15 protein-coding genes are annotated in these 15,768 nt (G+C 60.7%); all 15 read left to right on the top strand.

Going from position 1 to position 15,768, the window contains the following annotated elements; genetic code table 11:
- Positions 1 to 163 precede the first annotated feature (163 nt).
- The 15 genes from HMCN_RS0108830 (at position 164) to HMCN_RS0108760 (ending at position 15,739) form a co-directional block, all read left to right on the top strand.
- Positions 164 to 604, top strand: a complete 441-nt coding sequence (locus HMCN_RS0108830; protein ID WP_025917045.1) for a gamma-butyrobetaine hydroxylase-like domain-containing protein — start codon at positions 164 to 166, stop codon at positions 602 to 604.
- Between the two features lie 110 nt (positions 605 to 714).
- Complete coding sequence (gene ubiE, locus HMCN_RS0108825) at positions 715 to 1,449, top strand: bifunctional demethylmenaquinone methyltransferase/2-methoxy-6-polyprenyl-1,4-benzoquinol methylase UbiE (protein ID WP_025917044.1); 735 nt, start codon at positions 715 to 717, stop codon at positions 1,447 to 1,449.
- A 111-nt stretch (positions 1,450 to 1,560) separates the two neighbouring features.
- Positions 1,561 to 2,154: an SCP2 domain-containing protein gene (locus tag HMCN_RS0108820; RefSeq protein WP_025917043.1), complete on the top strand. Its 594-nt coding sequence runs from the start codon at positions 1,561 to 1,563 to the stop codon at positions 2,152 to 2,154.
- Positions 2,151 to 3,716, top strand: a complete 1,566-nt coding sequence (gene ubiB, locus HMCN_RS0108815) for a ubiquinone biosynthesis regulatory protein kinase UbiB (protein WP_025917042.1) — start codon at positions 2,151 to 2,153, stop codon at positions 3,714 to 3,716. Before HMCN_RS0108820 ends, ubiB begins: the two co-directional genes overlap by 4 nt.
- Positions 3,717 to 3,866: 150 nt before the next feature.
- Positions 3,867 to 4,463 carry a methyltransferase gene (locus HMCN_RS0108810; protein ID WP_025917041.1) on the top strand — a complete coding sequence of 199 codons (597 nt, stop codon included), beginning with the start codon at positions 3,867 to 3,869 and terminating at the stop codon, positions 4,461 to 4,463.
- 102 nt (positions 4,464 to 4,565) lie between these two features.
- Complete coding sequence (locus HMCN_RS18640) at positions 4,566 to 4,892, top strand: FmdB family zinc ribbon protein (RefSeq protein WP_081801460.1); 327 nt, start codon at positions 4,566 to 4,568, stop codon at positions 4,890 to 4,892.
- A 60-nt stretch (positions 4,893 to 4,952) separates the two neighbouring features.
- Complete coding sequence (locus HMCN_RS0108800; RefSeq protein ID WP_025917039.1) at positions 4,953 to 5,576, top strand: DUF502 domain-containing protein; 624 nt, start codon at positions 4,953 to 4,955, stop codon at positions 5,574 to 5,576.
- Positions 5,577 to 5,627: 51 nt separating this feature from the next.
- Positions 5,628 to 7,433 carry an aspartate--tRNA ligase gene (aspS, locus tag HMCN_RS0108795; RefSeq protein ID WP_025917038.1) on the top strand — a complete coding sequence of 602 codons (1,806 nt, stop codon included), beginning with the start codon at positions 5,628 to 5,630 and terminating at the stop codon, positions 7,431 to 7,433.
- Positions 7,434 to 7,505: 72 nt separating this feature from the next.
- A complete protein-coding gene (gene nudB, locus HMCN_RS0108790; RefSeq protein ID WP_035626411.1) occupies positions 7,506 to 7,985 on the top strand; it encodes a dihydroneopterin triphosphate diphosphatase in 480 nt (159 codons plus the stop codon).
- Positions 7,986 to 8,181: 196 nt separating this feature from the next.
- Positions 8,182 to 8,967: an endonuclease/exonuclease/phosphatase family protein gene (locus HMCN_RS0108785; RefSeq protein WP_025917036.1), complete on the top strand. Its 786-nt coding sequence runs from the start codon at positions 8,182 to 8,184 to the stop codon at positions 8,965 to 8,967.
- 9 nt (positions 8,968 to 8,976) lie between these two features.
- Positions 8,977 to 10,140: a phosphatidylserine/phosphatidylglycerophosphate/cardiolipin synthase family protein gene (locus tag HMCN_RS0108780; protein ID WP_025917035.1), complete on the top strand. Its 1,164-nt coding sequence runs from the start codon at positions 8,977 to 8,979 to the stop codon at positions 10,138 to 10,140.
- Between the two features lie 24 nt (positions 10,141 to 10,164).
- Positions 10,165 to 10,542: an RNA-binding S4 domain-containing protein gene (locus HMCN_RS0108775; protein WP_025917034.1), complete on the top strand. Its 378-nt coding sequence runs from the start codon at positions 10,165 to 10,167 to the stop codon at positions 10,540 to 10,542.
- Between the two features lie 197 nt (positions 10,543 to 10,739).
- Complete coding sequence (locus tag HMCN_RS0108770) at positions 10,740 to 11,351, top strand: TetR/AcrR family transcriptional regulator (RefSeq protein WP_025917033.1); 612 nt, start codon at positions 10,740 to 10,742, stop codon at positions 11,349 to 11,351.
- 62 nt (positions 11,352 to 11,413) lie between these two features.
- Complete coding sequence (locus HMCN_RS0108765) at positions 11,414 to 13,213, top strand: acyl-CoA dehydrogenase C-terminal domain-containing protein (protein WP_025917032.1); 1,800 nt, start codon at positions 11,414 to 11,416, stop codon at positions 13,211 to 13,213.
- Positions 13,214 to 13,351: 138 nt separating this feature from the next.
- Positions 13,352 to 15,739: a 3-hydroxyacyl-CoA dehydrogenase/enoyl-CoA hydratase family protein gene (locus HMCN_RS0108760; protein WP_025917031.1), complete on the top strand. Its 2,388-nt coding sequence runs from the start codon at positions 13,352 to 13,354 to the stop codon at positions 15,737 to 15,739.
- Positions 15,740 to 15,768: the final 29 nt, after the last annotated feature.

The raw sequence follows: 15,768 nt of genomic DNA, 5'->3' as shown, positions 1-15,768 counted from the left end.
CTATGAGTATATTTTTTTATCGCAAATAAAAATATGCCTGGAATGCAATGAAAATAGTAATACTCCCTATTTTTCTAAATTTCAAAAAAGGACTGTTCGTGTTTTCCACAGCTTTCGCGGACAATGTGTAACCGCAGTAATCTAACCAAACTGGATAATCACCATGACTGGATCGAAACAGAGCGCAGCCACTCCCATTCCGACCGGATTGACCGTACGCAAGCAGTCGCGGCTGCTGGAAGTCACTTTCGACGACGGCGCGGCATTTTCGCTGCCGTTCGAATTGCTGCGCGTGTACTCGCCGTCGGCCGAAGTGCGCGGTCACGGACCGGGGCAGGAAGTGCTGCAGACCGGCAAGCGCGAGGTGGAACTGACCGCACTGGAGCCGGTCGGCAATTATGCGGTGCAGCCGCATTTTTCCGATGGCCACAATACCGGTATTTTCGGCTGGGATTACCTGTACTGGCTGGGCGCCAATCAGTCGCAATTATGGGCTGAATATCTGGCGCGGCTGGAAGCGGCCGGCCATGGCGCCGAGGCCGGACGCAGTGCGCCGATGGCAGCGCCGGCTGCCGCCGCCCATGGTTGCGGCCACAAGCATTAAGGTATGGCAAGTCCAAGCTTGTATAATCAAGCGCTTTGGTTGCAGGCGCGGAGCATGTCCGCGCGCATTGCTGCCGGCCCCATCTGCACAATGACCCTCCTTTTGACGCCATGACAAATACCACCCATTTCGGTTTCGAGACCGTCAACGAAGAAGACAAAGTCCGCAAGGTCGCCGAAGTTTTCCATTCGGTCGCCACCAAGTACGATGTGATGAACGATGTGATGTCGGTCGGGCTGCACCGGCTCTGGAAAATGTTTACCATCGCGCAGGCCGGCGTGCGGCCCGGCTTCAAGGTGCTCGACATCGCCGGCGGCACCGGCGACCTGGCCAAGGCTTTCGCCCGCCAGGCCGGGGCCAGCGGCGAAGTCTGGCTGACCGACATCAATGAATCGATGTTGCGGGTAGGCCGCGATCGCTTGCTGAATCAGGGCCTGAATACGCCGACCATGTTGTGCGATGCGGAAAAACTGCCGTTCCCGGATAATTATTTCGACCGCGTCAGCGTCGCCTTCGGCTTGCGCAACATGACCCACAAGGATGTGGCGCTGGCCGAGATGCGGCGCGTGCTGAAGCCGGGCGGCAAGCTGCTGGTGCTGGAGTTTTCCAAAGTCTGGCAGCCGCTGCAAAAACCGTACGACCTGTATTCGTTCAAGATACTGCCGTGGATGGGGCAGAAAATCGCCAACGATGCCGAAAGCTACCGCTACCTGGCCGAGTCGATCCGCATGCATCCGGATCAGGAAACCCTGAAAACCATGCTGCAGGAAGCCGGGCTGGAACGGGTCGACTACTTCAACCTGAGCGCCGGCGTGGCGGCACTGCACACCGGCATCAAACTTTAAACCAAACCCCGCAAGAACTTTAGCCGCAGGGGCAGGGGGCGCACAGCGGTTTCTGCTTCTCCTGCGGCTGGTTGGGCAGATGTTGCTCTTTTTGCGCACCACTTCGTGACAATGACCCCTTCCGCACTCCTTCCCGCCATTCTTCCCGCTGCCATCAACCACCTGCTGGCACAGGAGCCCTGGGCGCGCGACAAGCTCGCCGCGCACGCCGGCAAGGTCGCCTGCTTCGATGCCGGCTTGCTCAATATCCGCCTCAAGGTCGCGCCCGGCGGCCTGCTGGAAGCCGCGGAGCCTGAAATTCCTGCCGCCGTCACTATCCGCGCCCAGGCGGCGGACCTGCCGCTGATGCTGCAAAACCGCGAGCGTGCGTTTTCGTATGTGCAAATCGAAGGCGATGCCGATTTCGCCAACGCGATCTCGCAGCTCAGCCAGACCCTGCGCTGGGAAGCGGAACACGACCTGAGCCGGCTGGTGGGCGATATCGCCGCCGTTCGCATCGTCGGCGGCGCCAGGGCGGCAGCGCGCAATGTGCAGTCGGGGGCGCAGTCGCTGGCGGCAAGTGTCGCGGAATATCTGCTGGAGGAAAATCCAACCCTGCTGCGGCCGCAGGCGGTCAGCGATTTCGGGCGGGAAGTGGCGCGCATGCGCGATGATGTCGAGCGTCTCGCCAAGCGGATTGAAAAACTCCAGAGGCCGCAGTCATGATCCTGAAATTCCTGCGCCTGTTCAAGATCGCGCGGGTGGCGATCCGCTACGGGCTGGATGAAATCGCGATTTCCGGCCTGGCCGTGCCGCGCACCGCCAAGCTGATCGATACGCTGATTTTCTGGCGCGACATTTCAGCTCCGCGCGGCGAACGCCTGCGCCGCGCGCTGGAGGATCTGGGCCCGATCTTCGTCAAGTTCGGCCAGGTCTTGTCGACCCGGCGCGACCTGATGCCGCCCGACATCGCCGATGAACTGGCGAAATTGCAGGACCGGGTGCCGCCGTTCGACAGCGCGCTGGCGATCGCGCAGATCGAAAAATCGCTCGGCGCCCATCCCGACACGCTGTTCGAGAGTTTCGAGCGGGTGCCGGTCGCTTCGGCCTCGATTGCCCAGGTCCATTTCGCCACGCTGAAGGACGGCAAGCAGGTCGCGGTCAAGGTGCTGCGTCCCGGCATGAAGAAGTCGATCGACGCCGACGTCGATCTGATGCACATTGCCGCCGACCTGGTCGAGCGGTTGTGGGCCGACGGCAAGCGCTTAAAGCCGAAGGAAGTGGTCGGCGAGTTCGACAAATACCTGCACGACGAGATCGACCTGATGCGCGAGGCCGCCAACGGCAGCCAGCTGCGGCGCAATTTTGCCGGCTCCGAGCTGCTGGCAGTGCCCGAGATGTACTGGGATTATTGCTCGCCGTCGGTGATCGTGATGGAGCGCATGAACGGGATTCCGATTTCGCAACTCGACCGATTGGTTGCGGCCGGCGTCGACCTGAAGAAATTGTCGCGCGACGGCGTCGAGATTTTCTTCACCCAGGTGTTCCGCGACGGCTTTTTCCATGCGGACATGCATCCCGGCAATATCCTGGTGTCGATGGAGCCGGCCACCTTCGGCCGCTATATCGCGCTCGATTTCGGCATCGTCGGCACGCTCAACGATTTCGACAAGGATTACCTGTCGCAAAACTTCCTGGCCTTCTTCCAGCGCGACTACAAGCGGGTCGCCGAAGCGCACATCGAATCCGGCTGGGCGCCGAAGGAGACCCGGGTCGACGAGCTGGAATCGGCGGTGCGGGCCTGCTGCGAACCGATCTTCGACCGGCCGCTGAAGGATATCTCGTTCGGGCAAATCCTGTTGCGCCTGTTCCAGACTTCGCGCCGCTTCAATGTCGAGGTGCAGCCGCAACTGGTGCTGCTGCAGAAAACCCTGCTCAATATCGAAGGCCTGGGCCGCCAGCTCGATCCCGAACTGGACCTGTGGGTCACCGCCAAGCCCTATCTGGAACGCTGGATGAGCGAGCAGCTGGGCTGGCGCGGCTTAGTCGAGCGGCTCAAGGACGAGGCGCCGCGTTACGGCCAGCTGCTGCCGCAGTTGCCGCGCCTGGTGCATCAGGCGCTGACGCTGGCCGGCCAGCCGCAATCGCACAATGCCGATCTGCTGAAGCACTTGCTGGCCGAGCAGAAACGCACCAATCGCTTGCTGGGTAGCGTCGTTTATTTCGGCGGCGGGCTGGTGGCCGGCATCATCCTGGTCCAGCTACTGATGCGGCTGTATTATTTCTAGAGATTGTAAAAATACGGGAGTATGTGCTGAAAATTCGATTTGTCGCATGAAAACAAAGCGATATTAAAAATACACCGCAATGTATGTAATCCTGGCCAGATTGCGTTTTATCATCTTTACCGTATCCGATCTTGATAAAGAGAGTGCCGTATGCAGACCTTCGAGACCCGCGACCCGACCGACCAGGCGTTCTGGAATGAGCGTTTCGACCGCAATTTCATGCCGTGGGACAAGGGTGGCGTGCCGGCTGCCCTGCGCGATTTCGTCGCGCAATCGGCACCCGGCGCGACGGTGCTGATTCCCGGTTGCGGCACCGGCTACGAAGTCGGCTATCTGTGCGAGGCCGGCTGGGACGTGACGGCGATCGATTTTTCTCCGGCTGCGGTTGACGCTGCGCGCGCGTTGCTGGGGCCGTGGGCGCAACGGGTCGAGCAGGCTGATTTTTTCACCTTCACGCCCAAAAAGCCGCCTGATGTCATCTACGAGCGCGCCTTTTTGTGCGCGCTGCCGCCGCGCATGCGCGCGGCGATTGCGGCGCGCTGGGCCGCCTTGCTGCCGCCGGGCGGATTGCTGGCCGGCTTTTTCTATTTTGACGACGCGCCCAAGGGGCCGCCGTTCGGCATTGCTAAGGATGCACTGGATGCCTTGCTGAAGCCGTCTTTCGAATGCGTCGAAGACCGGCCTGTGGCCGACTCGATTCCGGCCTTCGCGGGTCGTGAGCGCTGGCAGGTATGGCGGCGATATTAGCCAGCACACGCTGGCTTTGCACGCAAACGGTACGCAGCATCAATAACGGACGGCGAAAACCTTTATAATGTCTGGTTTTGGATGATTTTTCCGGGATTTACCATGCCAATCTATGCTTACCGCTGCGAAGTCTGTGGCTTTGCCAAAGATGTGCTGCAAAAGATGTCTGATGCGCAATTGACAGAATGCCCTTCCTGCGGCAAATCCACTTTTAAAAAGCAAGTGACCGCTGCCGGTTTTCAGTTGAAGGGTTCGGGCTGGTATGTGACCGATTTTCGCGGTGGTTCGGGCGGCACCAGCGCTGCGCCGACTTCCAGCGCCGGCGCGTCTTCTGACAGCGGCGCGGCAGCCCCTGCCGCAACAACTGCCGCACCTGCCGCGTCCAGCGCACCTGCCAGCAGCAAATCCGGCGCTGCCACCGATAAATAATCGACGTTCAATAATTGGAATGCCTGCTGCCGGCCATTGCGACCGGTAAAAAAGAAAGCCATGCGTAAATATTTCATCACAGGTTTGCTGATTCTGGTGCCGCTGGTCATCACCCTGTGGGTGTTGAGCCTGATTATCGGCACCATGGACCAATCCCTGCTGCTGCTGCCGCAGAGCTGGCAGCCGAAGGCGCTGCTCGGCTTTTACCTGCCGGGGTTGGGCACGATACTCACCTTGCTGTCGATCTTCCTGGTCGGCTTGCTGGCGCAGAACTTCATCGGCAATTACGTGGTAGCGGGCTGGGAAGGGGTGCTGCGGCGCATCCCGGTGGTCAACTCGATCTATTCCGGCGTCAAGCAGGTGTCGGACACGCTGCTGTCGCCCAACGGCAATGCCTTTCGCAAGGCGTTGCTGGTGCAATATCCGCGCGCGGGTTCCTGGACCATCGCCTTCATGACCGGGATCCCGGGCGGCGATGTCAGCAACCATCTGCTGGGCGATTATGTCAGCGTCTATGTGCCGACCACGCCGAATCCGACCTCGGGCTTTTTCCTGATGATGCCCAAGGCCGACGTGATCGAACTCGACATGAGCGTCGATGCAGCGCTGCGTTATATCGTCTCGATGGGGGTGGTGGTGCCGGAGAAATCCGCTGCGTCGCCAGCCAGAAAAACAGCAATTTAACGCTGAACCGAATTACAACACACCGAATTTTGATACAGACAGGGTAAGACAATGTCCATGCGAACCAACTACTGCGGCCTCACCACTGAGGCGCTTCTCGGCCAAACCGTCAGCCTGTGCGGCTGGGTGCACCGCCGCCGCGACCACGGCGGCGTCATCTTCATCGATCTGCGCGACCGCGAAGGCCTGGTGCAGATCGTCTGCAATCCCGAGCAAGCCGAGGTCTTCAAGGCCGCCGAGCAGGTGCGCAACGAATTCTGCCTGCGCGTCACCGGCACGGTGCGCAACCGCCCGGACGGCACCGTCAACAATAACCTGCATTCGGGCAAGATCGAAGTGGTATGCGATGCGCTGGAAGTGCTGAACCCTTCGGTGACGCCGCCGTTCCAGCTCGACGACGACAACCTGTCGGAGACTACCCGCCTGACGCACCGCGTGCTGGACCTGCGCCGTCCGCAGATGCAGAACAACCTGCGCCTGCGCTACAAGGTGACGATGGAAGTGCGCAAGTTCCTCGACGAACTCGGCTTCATCGACATCGAGACCCCGATGCTGACCAAATCGACGCCGGAAGGCGCGCGCGATTACCTGGTGCCGTCGCGCGTGAATGCCGGCGAATTCTTCGCGCTGCCGCAATCGCCGCAACTGTTCAAGCAATTGCTGATGGTGGCCAACTTCGACCGCTACTACCAGATCACCAAGTGCTTCCGCGACGAAGATCTGCGCGCCGACCGCCAGCCGGAATTCACCCAGATCGACTGCGAGACTTCGTTCCTGAGCGAGCAGGAAATCCGCGACATGTTCGAAGGCATGATACGGCTGGTGTTCAGGAACTGCCTGAATGTCGAGCTGCCGAACCCGTTCCCGGTAATGGACTACGCCACCGCGATGGGCCGGTACGGCTCCGACAAGCCGGACATGCGCGTCAAGCTGGCCTTCACCGACCTGACCGCGATCATGAAGGATGTCGATTTCAAGGTGTTTTCCGGCGCGGCCAACATGGAAGGCGGCCGCGTGGTGGGCTTGCGGGTGCCGGGCGGTGCCGCCATGCCGCGCTCCGAGATCGATGCCTACACCCAGTTCGTCGCCATCTACGGCGCCAGGGGCCTGGCCTACATCAAGGTCAACGAGATCGCCCTGGGGCGCGACGGCCTGCAATCGCCGATCGTCAAGAACCTGCACGACGCAGCGCTGGCGCAAATCGTGCTGCAAACCGGCGCCCAGGACGGCGACCTGATCTTCTTCGGCGCCGACAAGGCCAAAGTGGTGAACGACGCGATCGGCGCGCTGCGCGTGAAGATCGGCCATTCCGACTTCGGCAAGAGCCACGACCTGTTCGACGATGCATGGCGTCCGCTGTGGGTGGTGGATTTCCCGATGTTCGAATTCGATGAAGACAGCCAGCGCTGGACTGCCTGCCACCATCCGTTTACTGCTCCCAAGGATGGCCACGAGGATTACCTCGAAACCAATCCCGGCAAGTGCATCGCCAAGGCCTACGACATGGTCTTGAACGGCTGGGAGCTGGGCGGCGGTTCGATCCGTATCCACCGCGCCGAGGTGCAGAGCAAGGTGTTCCGCGCGCTGAAGATCGATGCCGAGGAAGCGCAGCTGAAGTTCGGCTTCCTGCTCGATGCGCTGCAATACGGAGCGCCGCCGCACGGCGGCCTGGCGTTCGGGCTGGATCGCCTGGTGACGATGATGACCGGCTCGGATTCGATCCGCGACGTCATCGCCTTTCCGAAAACCCAGCGCGCCCAGTGCCTGCTGACGCAGGCGCCGTCGGCAGTCGACGAGAAGCAGTTGAAGGAATTGCATATCCGCTTGCGCAATACGGAGGCGGTGGTCAAAGCGTAAGGATGGGGTTTTGATTCATAATGCAAGGCGCGGATTTCCGCGCCTTTTTTTATCCCGACACCCACCATCGCCATGACGCCAAAAATCCCCGAATCCGTGCTGGTCGTGATCCACACCAGCGCGCTGGAAGTGTTGCTGATCGAGCGCGCCGACCATCCGGGCTACTGGCAGTCGGTGACCGGCTCGAAGGACTTTGCCGATGAAGCGCTGGCCGATACCGCAGCGCGCGAAGTGGCGGAGGAAACCGGCATCCTGGTCTCGTCTGACTATCAGGCGGGATGGGCTTCGGCGGTGCCGCAGCGCCATCTGCGCGACTGGCAGTTATCGAACACGTATGAAATTTACCCGATCTGGCGCCATCGTTATGCGCCCGGCGTAACGCGCAACACCGAGCATGTGTTTAGCCTGCTGGTGCCGCGCCAGATACCGGTCAAACTGGCGCCGCGCGAGCATGTCCGCTACCGCTGGCTGCCCTACCGCGAAGCGGCCGACCAGTGCTTTTCGCCCTCGAATGCGGAAGCGATTTTGCAGTTGCCGTCGCATCTGGGTTAAATCTGTTTGCTTTAATCGAAATATGGCCAGTATTTTTCGTATTGCTTGTAATCAGTACGGAAATAATAGTATTTATTACTATACAGCATGCTGTATTTATCATGTACAAAGATTTTTTCGAACTGTAATTTTACCGAAGAAGATGCAAAGTGCCGCTGCAGCAGAGCGCCGGGTCGGCAGGCGGTAGAATATTCAGATGAAAATTCGTATCGCAACTTACAACATCCACAAGGGCGTGTCTTCCTTCGGCCGCCGCCCGCGCATTCTGGCGCTGAAGCAGGCGATTGATGCAATGGGCGCGGAACTGGTGTTTTTGCAGGAGGTCCAGGGCCGGCATGATTTGCATGCGGCGCGCCATGCGCAGTGGCCGAACCAGGGGCAGCACGCTTTTCTGGCCGGCAGCTCGCACCATTCCGCCTATGGCATGAATGCGGTGTATGACCACGGCCATCACGGCAATGCGCTGCTGAGCCGGTTCGGGATTGCCTTTTCGAGCAACCGCGATGTTTCCGACCATGCTTTTGAGCAACGTGGCATCCTGCATTGCGCGGTGCAGGCGCCGGCGGCAGAGGTGCATTGCTATGTGGTGCATCTGGGGCTGTTCGCCGCTGGGCGTAAACGCCAGACCGAGGGCCTGATCGAAACCATCGAGGCGTCGGCGCCGCCGGGTGCGCCGATCATCATTGCTGGCGATTTCAACGATTGGGGCAATCGCCTGAGCGCGGCGCTGCAGTCACGCCTGGGCGTGACGGAAGTATTCGACGACGGCGCGCCGAAGCTGCGGCTGAGCGATTTTCTGCGTCGCAATCGTCTGCCCAAGGCAATGCCGGCGCGTACCTTTCCGGCCGGCTTGCCGCTGCTGCGGCTGGACCGGATTTATGTGCGCGGCTTTGCGGTCGAAACGGCAGAGGTGCTGCATGGCGCGCTGTGGGCCAAGCTGTCGGACCATGCGCCGATTGTCGCCACGCTGCGGCTGACCTGAGCGCAGCCCATGCGAGCGGTCAACTTCACTTCTCAAAACACTGTCACGCTGCTGTATTGCGGCGCTGAATTTTTCCCGGCGCTGGTTGCGGCAATCGATGCGGCGGTGGCCGAGGTGTACCTGGAAACCTATATTTTCGATGACGATGGCACCGGCCGCACCGTCAAGGCGGCGCTCAAGCGGGCGGCCGCGCGCGGCTGCGCGGTCAATGTGATTTCCGACTGGCACGGTACCGGGCGCGTCGCGGTCGGCCTGCTGAGCGCCGAACTGCAGGCTGCCGGCATCAACCATCGCGCCTTCAATCCCTGGTTTCATCGCGGCGTGGCGCGCTCGCATCGCAAGATCTGCGTGGTGGACCGGGCCTGCGCCTTCGTCGGCGGCCTGAATGTGAATGACGATCTGCATGACGACAGCAATCCGCTGGTGACGCTGCCGGCGCCACGCTGGGACTTTGCAGTGCAGGTGCGCGGCCCGCTGGCGGACGTCATTCACGACGAGGCGCGGGCGCAGTGGGTGCGGCTGGGCAAGCTGCCGCTGATGGCGCGGCTGGAACTGTTTCAGGAGTTGCGTTCCACACGGTCGACCCGATCCGACCAGCCGGTGCTGGCCGGGCTGGTGGTGCGCGACAATTTGCGCAACCGCCGCACCATCCAGCGCGCCTACCTGCGGGCGCTGGGCGGCGCGCGCAAGCGGGTGCTGATGGCCAATCCGTATTTTGCCCCGGGGCGCAAGTTTCGCAGCGCGCTGGCGGCGGCCGCCGCGCGCGGGGTCGAGGTGACGCTGCTGATCGGGGTCGGCCAGTTCCGGCTGCAGGATTCGGTCGCGCATTCGTTTTATCCGAAACTATTGAAAAGCGGCATCAAGCTGGTCGAATACCGCAAGACCCAGCTGCATGCCAAGGTTGCGGTGGTGGACGACGACTGGGCCACGGTAGGTTCCAGCAATTGCGACGGCCTGAGCCTGTTCATCAACCACGAAGCCAATGTGGTGGTCAAGGATGCCGCCTTTGCGCGCCAGCTGCGGCGCCATATCGAGCAGGGAATTGCCGATGGAGTCAGCGTCCGCTTGTCCGACTATGTCAATATCCGCTGGTACAAGCGGGTCTGGTACGGCTTCACTTTCCTGGTCTATCGCAGCATCATGCGTATCGTCACCCTGGGCGATTATGCTTGAGTCGAAATCAGAATAGGGCGCGGCATGGCTGACAGCGTGCGGATCGATAAATTCCTGTGGGCGGCGCGCTTCTTCAAGACGCGCTCGCTGGCCACCGATGCGGTAACGGAAGGCCGGGTGCGCCTGAATGGCGCGCGCACCAAGCCGGCCCACGGCATCAAGGTGGGCGACACCTTTACCGCCAATAATGGCGCCACCGAATGGGAAGCCGTGGTGCTGGCGCTGTCCGAGGTGCGCGGCAGCGCGGTCCAGGCGCAGGCGCTGTACGCCGAAACCGAGGCCAGCTGCGCGCGTCGGGCGGCTGTGGCGGAGCAGCATAAGTACTTCCGCGAACCAACGATCGCCATCAAGGGTCGTCCGACCAAGCGCGACCGGCGTTTGCTGGATAAATCGGGTTTGTAAGCGGTCCCCGGCCCGGCCGAATGCGCATGTTTGTCTGGCGCCGGACGGCAATAGAATTGCGACTCTATATTTCTTGTTTGACTTTTATCTCGTGGTGATTAATAGTACGACCGTTCATATTATATTTGTGAATGGCAACTCGCCACATTTCTTACGCGGCTACTCCATTGAATATTGTAAATACGACACCAAAATCTCTGCGCAAGGGCGAACTGACCCGGGTTGCCATCCTCGATGTCGCGCTGAATTTAGCCAGCCGCGACGGACTGGAGGGCTTGACCATCGGTTTGCTGGCGGAAAAAATGCAAATGAGCAAGTCCGGCGTGTTTGCCCATTTCGGCTCGCGCGAGGATTTGCAGATCGAAGTGCTGAAGCTGTATCACAGCCATTTCGAGCAGGAAGTGTTTTACCCGAGCATGAAGGCGCCGCGCGGCTTGCCGCGGCTGGAAGCGATGTTTGCGCGCTGGGTCAAGCGCGTGACGGTCGAGATCGCCTCCGGCTGCATCTACATCAGCGGCGCGGTGGAATACGATGACCGCCCAGGTGCGATTCGCGATGCGCTGGTCGGCATGGTGCGCGCCTGGCAGGAAGCCCTGCTGCGCTGCGTGCGGCAGGCAGTCGAAATGGGCCATTTGCGCGCCGATACGAATCCGCAGCAAATGGTTTTCGAGATTTACGGCTTGATCCTTGCTCTGCATCACGATGCCCGTTTCCTGCGGGTGCCGGGCAGCGTCGAGCGGGCCCAGAGCAGTTTCGAACGATTGATTGCCAGTTATCGCACGCCGGCTGCCGATGCGGCTGCAGAATAAAAAACCACCGCGATATAAAGCAGCATAAAGCGGTTTAATTTGAACGTTGTCAGGAGAAAATAATGGGCCAATACACCGCTCCCTTGCGCGACATGCAATTCGTGCTGCACGAGTTGCTGCAGGTTGCAGATACGCTGAAGCAGTTGCCGAAACATGCGGAGATCGACGCCGATATCATCAACCAGGTGCTGGAAGAGGGCGGCAAGTTCACTTCCGAAGTGTTGTTCCCGTTAAACCACTCGGGCGACCGCGAGGGCTGCCATCACGACCAGGCCACCCACGCCGTGACTACGCCGAAGGGCTACAAGGAAGCGTACCGGCAATATATCGATGCCGGCTGGCCGGCCCTGTCCTGCGACCCGGAATACGGCGGCCAGGGCTTGCCAATAGTGCTCAACAACTCGTTCTACGAGATGATGAACTCGGCCAACCAGGCCTGGACCATGTACCCCGGCCTGTCGCACGGCGCTTACGAATGCCTGCTGGAGCACGGCACGCCGGAGCAGAAGGCGCTGTACTTACCGAAACTGGTTTCCGGCGAATGGACCGGCACCATGTGCCTGACCGAAGCGCATTGCGGCACCGATCTGGGCCTGCTGCGCTCGAAAGCCATACCAAACGATGCGCAGGCGGACGGCTCCTACAAGATTACCGGCAGCAAGATTTTCATCTCGGCCGGTGAACACGACGTCGCACCGAATATCCTGCATCTGGTGCTGGCACGCCTGCCGGACGCGCCGCAAGGCTCGAAAGGCATCTCGCTGTTCCTGGTGCCAAAATTCCTGCCGAATGCCGACGGCACGCTGGGCGTGCGCAATCCGATTGCATGCGGTGCGATTGAAGAGAAAATGGGCATACACGGCAATGCGACCTGCCAGATGAACCTGGACGGCGCTACCGGCTGGATCATCGGCGAGCCGCACAAGGGTCTGAACGCGATGTTCGTGTTCATGAACGCCGCCCGTCTGGGGGTCGGCATGCAGGGCCTGGGCCTGACCGAAGTCGCGTACCAGAATGCGCTGGTGTATGCGAAAGACCGGATCCAGATGCGCAGCCTGTCGGGCGTGAAAGCGCCGGACAAGCCGGCCGACCCGATCATCGTGCATCCCGATGTGCGCCGCATGCTGCTGACCGCAAAAGCCTACGCTGAAGGCGGCCGTGCTTTCTGCTCGTACGTCGCGCTGCAGATCGACCGCGAACTGAATCATCCGGATCAGGAGGTGCGCAAGGAAGCGGCCGACCAGGTTGCGCTGCTGACGCCGATCGTCAAGGCTTTCATTACCGACAACGCCTGGATTTCGACTTCGGAATGCCTGCAGGTCTACGGCGGCCACGGTTATATCGCCGAATGGGGCATGGAGCAGTATGTGCGCGACGCCCGCATCAACATGATCTACGAAGGCACCAACACCATCCAGTCGCTCGATTTGCTGGGGCGCAAAATCCTGCTGGACAACGGCGCCAAGCTGCGCAAGTTCGGCGCGCAAGTGCAGGCGTTCGTGGAAGCCAACGGCACCGACGAGGCGCTATCCGAATTCATCACGCCGCTGGCCGACCTGGGCGACAAGGTCACCAAGCTGACGATGGAAATCGGCATGAAGGCATTCCAGAACCCGGACGAAGTCGGCGCCGCAGCGGTGCCGTACCTGCGCGTTGTCGGGCACATGGTGTATGCGTACTTCTTCGCGCAGATGGCCAAGATTGCGCTGGAGAAGCAGGGTTCCGGCGATAGCTTCTACACCGCCAAGCTGGCCACCGCGCGCTTCTATTTCGCCCGTCTGCTGCCGGAAACCGCGATGCTGATCCGTCAGGCGCGCTCCGGTTCGGCCAGCCTGATGGCGCTCGAAGCGGATTTGTTCTAAAGATATACTGAATGGTGTATTTTGTGATATCGCAATAAATTCGTGCGTAAATTTCATGTTTTTATTGCATACCCAGCAGTAATTTAATCGTAGTGGAATGCATGCCACAGCTGGGTGTTTTTCGAAAAGGATACAATGATGTCAAATTTCATCGTCAAAAAAGTCGCGGTACTCGGTGCCGGCGTGATGGGCGCGCAAATCGCCGCCCATTGCATCAATGCCAAAGTGCCGGTGCTGCTGTTCGATCTGCCGGCCAAGGAGGGTCCGAAAAACGGCATCGTGCTGCGCGCGATCGAGAACCTGAAAAAACTCAGCCCGGCGCCGTTCGGCAACCAGGACGACGCTGCCTGCATCGAAGTCGCCAACTACGAGGACGATCTGGCGCTGCTGCAAGGCTGCGACCTGATCATCGAGGCGATCGCCGAACGGATGGACTGGAAACACGACCTGTATAACAAGGTGGCGCCGCACATTGCACCCGATGCGATCTTTGCCTCGAATACCTCCGGCCTGTCGATCACGGCGCTGTCCGAAGGCTTCAGCGCCGCATTAAAAGAACGTTTCTGCGGCGTGCATTTCTTCAATCCGCCGCGCTACATGCATCTGGTCGAGCTGATCCCGACCGTGGCCACCCGCCCTGAAATCATCGACCAGCTCGAAGGTTTCCTGACTACCGCGCTGGGCAAAGGCGTGGTGCGCGCCAAGGATACGCCGAACTTCATCGCCAACCGGGTCGGCGTGTTCGGCATGCTGGCGACCATGTACGAAGCGGAAAAATTCGGCCTGACGGTGGACGTGGTCGATGACCTGACCGGCAAAAAGCTGGGCCGCGCATCGTCCGGCACCTTCCGCACCGCCGACGTGGTCGGGCTCGACACCATGGGCCATGTGATCAAGACCATGCAGGACAATCTGGCCAGCGATCCGTTCTTTGCCGTCTACAAGACGCCGGAAGTGCTGGCCAAGCTGGTCGCAGCGGGTACATTGGGCCAGAAGAGCGGGGCCGGTTTCTACAAGAAGGTCGGCAAGGATATCCAACGGCTCGATTTTGCCAGCGGCAGCTATGTCGCCGGCGGCGCCAAGGCGGACGATCTGGTGGCCCGCATCCTGAAGGAAAAAGACCCGGTCAAGCGGATGCAGGCATTGCGCGCATCGAGCAACCCGCAAGCGCAATTCCTGTGGGCGATCTTCCGCGATGCGTTCCATTACATCGCCATCCACCTGGAATCGATTGCCGACAATGCGCGCGACATCGATTTCGCGATGCGCTGGGGCTTCGGCTGGAACGTCGGTCCGTTCGAGACCTGGCAAGCGTCCGGCTGGCAGCAAGTCGCCGCCTGGATCAAGGAAGACATCGATGCCGGCCATGCGCTCTGCGCTGCGCCGCTACCGGCTTGGGTGTTCGATGGTCGTGAGGGCGTGCATGCGCCGGAAGGCTCCTATTCGGCCGCCAGAAAGGTCAATGTCGCCCGTTCCACCTTGCCGGTATATGCGCGCCAGGCGTTCCGCGCACCGCTGGTCGGCGACGGCGCAGCCGACGGCCGCACCGCCGGCGTGACCGTATTCGAGGACGATTCGGTGCGGATCTGGCACCAGAACGACGATGTGCTGATCCTGTCGTTCAAGACCAAGATGCATGTGATCGGCGCCGGCGTCGTTGCCGGCATGACCCGCGCCATTGAAGAAGCCGAGAAGAATTTCAAGGGCTTGGTGATCTGGCATGCGGATGCGGCCGAAGGCGGCGCCTTTTCGGCCGGGGCCGACCTGCAGTCGATGCTGCCGCTGTTCATGTCGGGCGGCGTGAAAGCCATCGAGCCGGAAGTCGCCAAACTGCAAAACGCCCATCAGGCGCTGAAATACGCGAACGTGCCGGTGGTTGCTGCAGTTGCCGGCCTGGCGCTGGGCGGCGGTTGCGAACTGATGCTGCATGCAGCCAAGCGGGCCGCATCGATCGAATCCTACATCGGCTTGGTCGAAGTCGGCGTCGGCCTGATTCCCGCCGGCGGCGGCTTGAAGGAAGCGGCGGTGCGCGTTGCTGCCAGCGCCAGGGGCAACGACCTGCTGCAATTCCTGAAAGGCCCTTTCACCAATGCAGCGATGGCGAACGTCTCGAAGTCGGCACTGGAAGCGCAGAAAATGGGCTACCTGTCGGCGCACGACGTGATCGTCTTCAATCCGTATGAATTGCTGCACGTGGCCAAGGTCGAGGCGCGCGCGATGTTTGACGCCGGCTACCGTGCGCCATTGAAGGCGCAGGTGCCGGTGGCAGGCCGCTATGGCATGGCCACCATCATGGCGCAGCTGGTCAACATGCGCGACGGCGGCTTCATCTCGGCCCACGACTACAAGCTGGGCGCGATGATCGCTGAAATCGTCTGCGGCGGCGAAGTCGAGCAGGGCAGCATCGTCAACGAACAATGGCTGCTCGACCTGGAGCGCCGCGCGTTCATGGAACTGCTGAATCATCCCAAGACGCAAGAGCGGATCATGGGCATGATGCAGACCGGCAAGCCGGTTCGCAACTGATCAATACGTGTAATTGGATTAGGAGTACA

It is taken from the genome of Herminiimonas sp. CN, from assembly GCF_000622895.1.
Taxonomy (GTDB): Bacteria; Pseudomonadota; Gammaproteobacteria; order Burkholderiales; family Burkholderiaceae_D; genus AVCC01.
This window is presented reverse-complemented; position numbering and strand designations above follow the sequence as displayed.

Excerpts from the sequence above, each read along its gene's own strand:
- aspS (WP_025917038.1), top strand. The coding sequence starts at position 5,628 with ATGTCCATGCGAACCAACTACTGCGGCCTCACCACTGAGGCGCTTCTC.
- ubiB (WP_025917042.1), top strand. The coding sequence starts at position 2,151 with ATGATCCTGAAATTCCTGCGCCTGTTCAAGATCGCGCGGGTGGCGATC.
- HMCN_RS0108785 (WP_025917036.1), top strand. The coding sequence starts at position 8,182 with ATGAAAATTCGTATCGCAACTTACAACATCCACAAGGGCGTGTCTTCC.
- HMCN_RS0108760 (WP_025917031.1), top strand. The coding sequence starts at position 13,352 with ATGTCAAATTTCATCGTCAAAAAAGTCGCGGTACTCGGTGCCGGCGTG.
- ubiE (WP_025917044.1), top strand. The coding sequence starts at position 715 with ATGACAAATACCACCCATTTCGGTTTCGAGACCGTCAACGAAGAAGAC.
- HMCN_RS18640 (WP_081801460.1), top strand. The coding sequence starts at position 4,566 with ATGCCAATCTATGCTTACCGCTGCGAAGTCTGTGGCTTTGCCAAAGAT.
- HMCN_RS0108810 (WP_025917041.1), top strand. The coding sequence starts at position 3,867 with ATGCAGACCTTCGAGACCCGCGACCCGACCGACCAGGCGTTCTGGAAT.
- HMCN_RS0108780 (WP_025917035.1), top strand. The coding sequence starts at position 8,977 with ATGCGAGCGGTCAACTTCACTTCTCAAAACACTGTCACGCTGCTGTAT.
- nudB (WP_035626411.1), top strand. The coding sequence starts at position 7,506 with ATGACGCCAAAAATCCCCGAATCCGTGCTGGTCGTGATCCACACCAGC.
- HMCN_RS0108765 (WP_025917032.1), top strand. The coding sequence starts at position 11,414 with ATGGGCCAATACACCGCTCCCTTGCGCGACATGCAATTCGTGCTGCAC.
- HMCN_RS0108820 (WP_025917043.1), top strand. The coding sequence starts at position 1,561 with ATGACCCCTTCCGCACTCCTTCCCGCCATTCTTCCCGCTGCCATCAAC.
- HMCN_RS0108800 (WP_025917039.1), top strand. The coding sequence starts at position 4,953 with ATGCGTAAATATTTCATCACAGGTTTGCTGATTCTGGTGCCGCTGGTC.
- HMCN_RS0108775 (WP_025917034.1), top strand. The coding sequence starts at position 10,165 with ATGGCTGACAGCGTGCGGATCGATAAATTCCTGTGGGCGGCGCGCTTC.
- HMCN_RS0108830 (WP_025917045.1), top strand. The coding sequence starts at position 164 with ATGACTGGATCGAAACAGAGCGCAGCCACTCCCATTCCGACCGGATTG.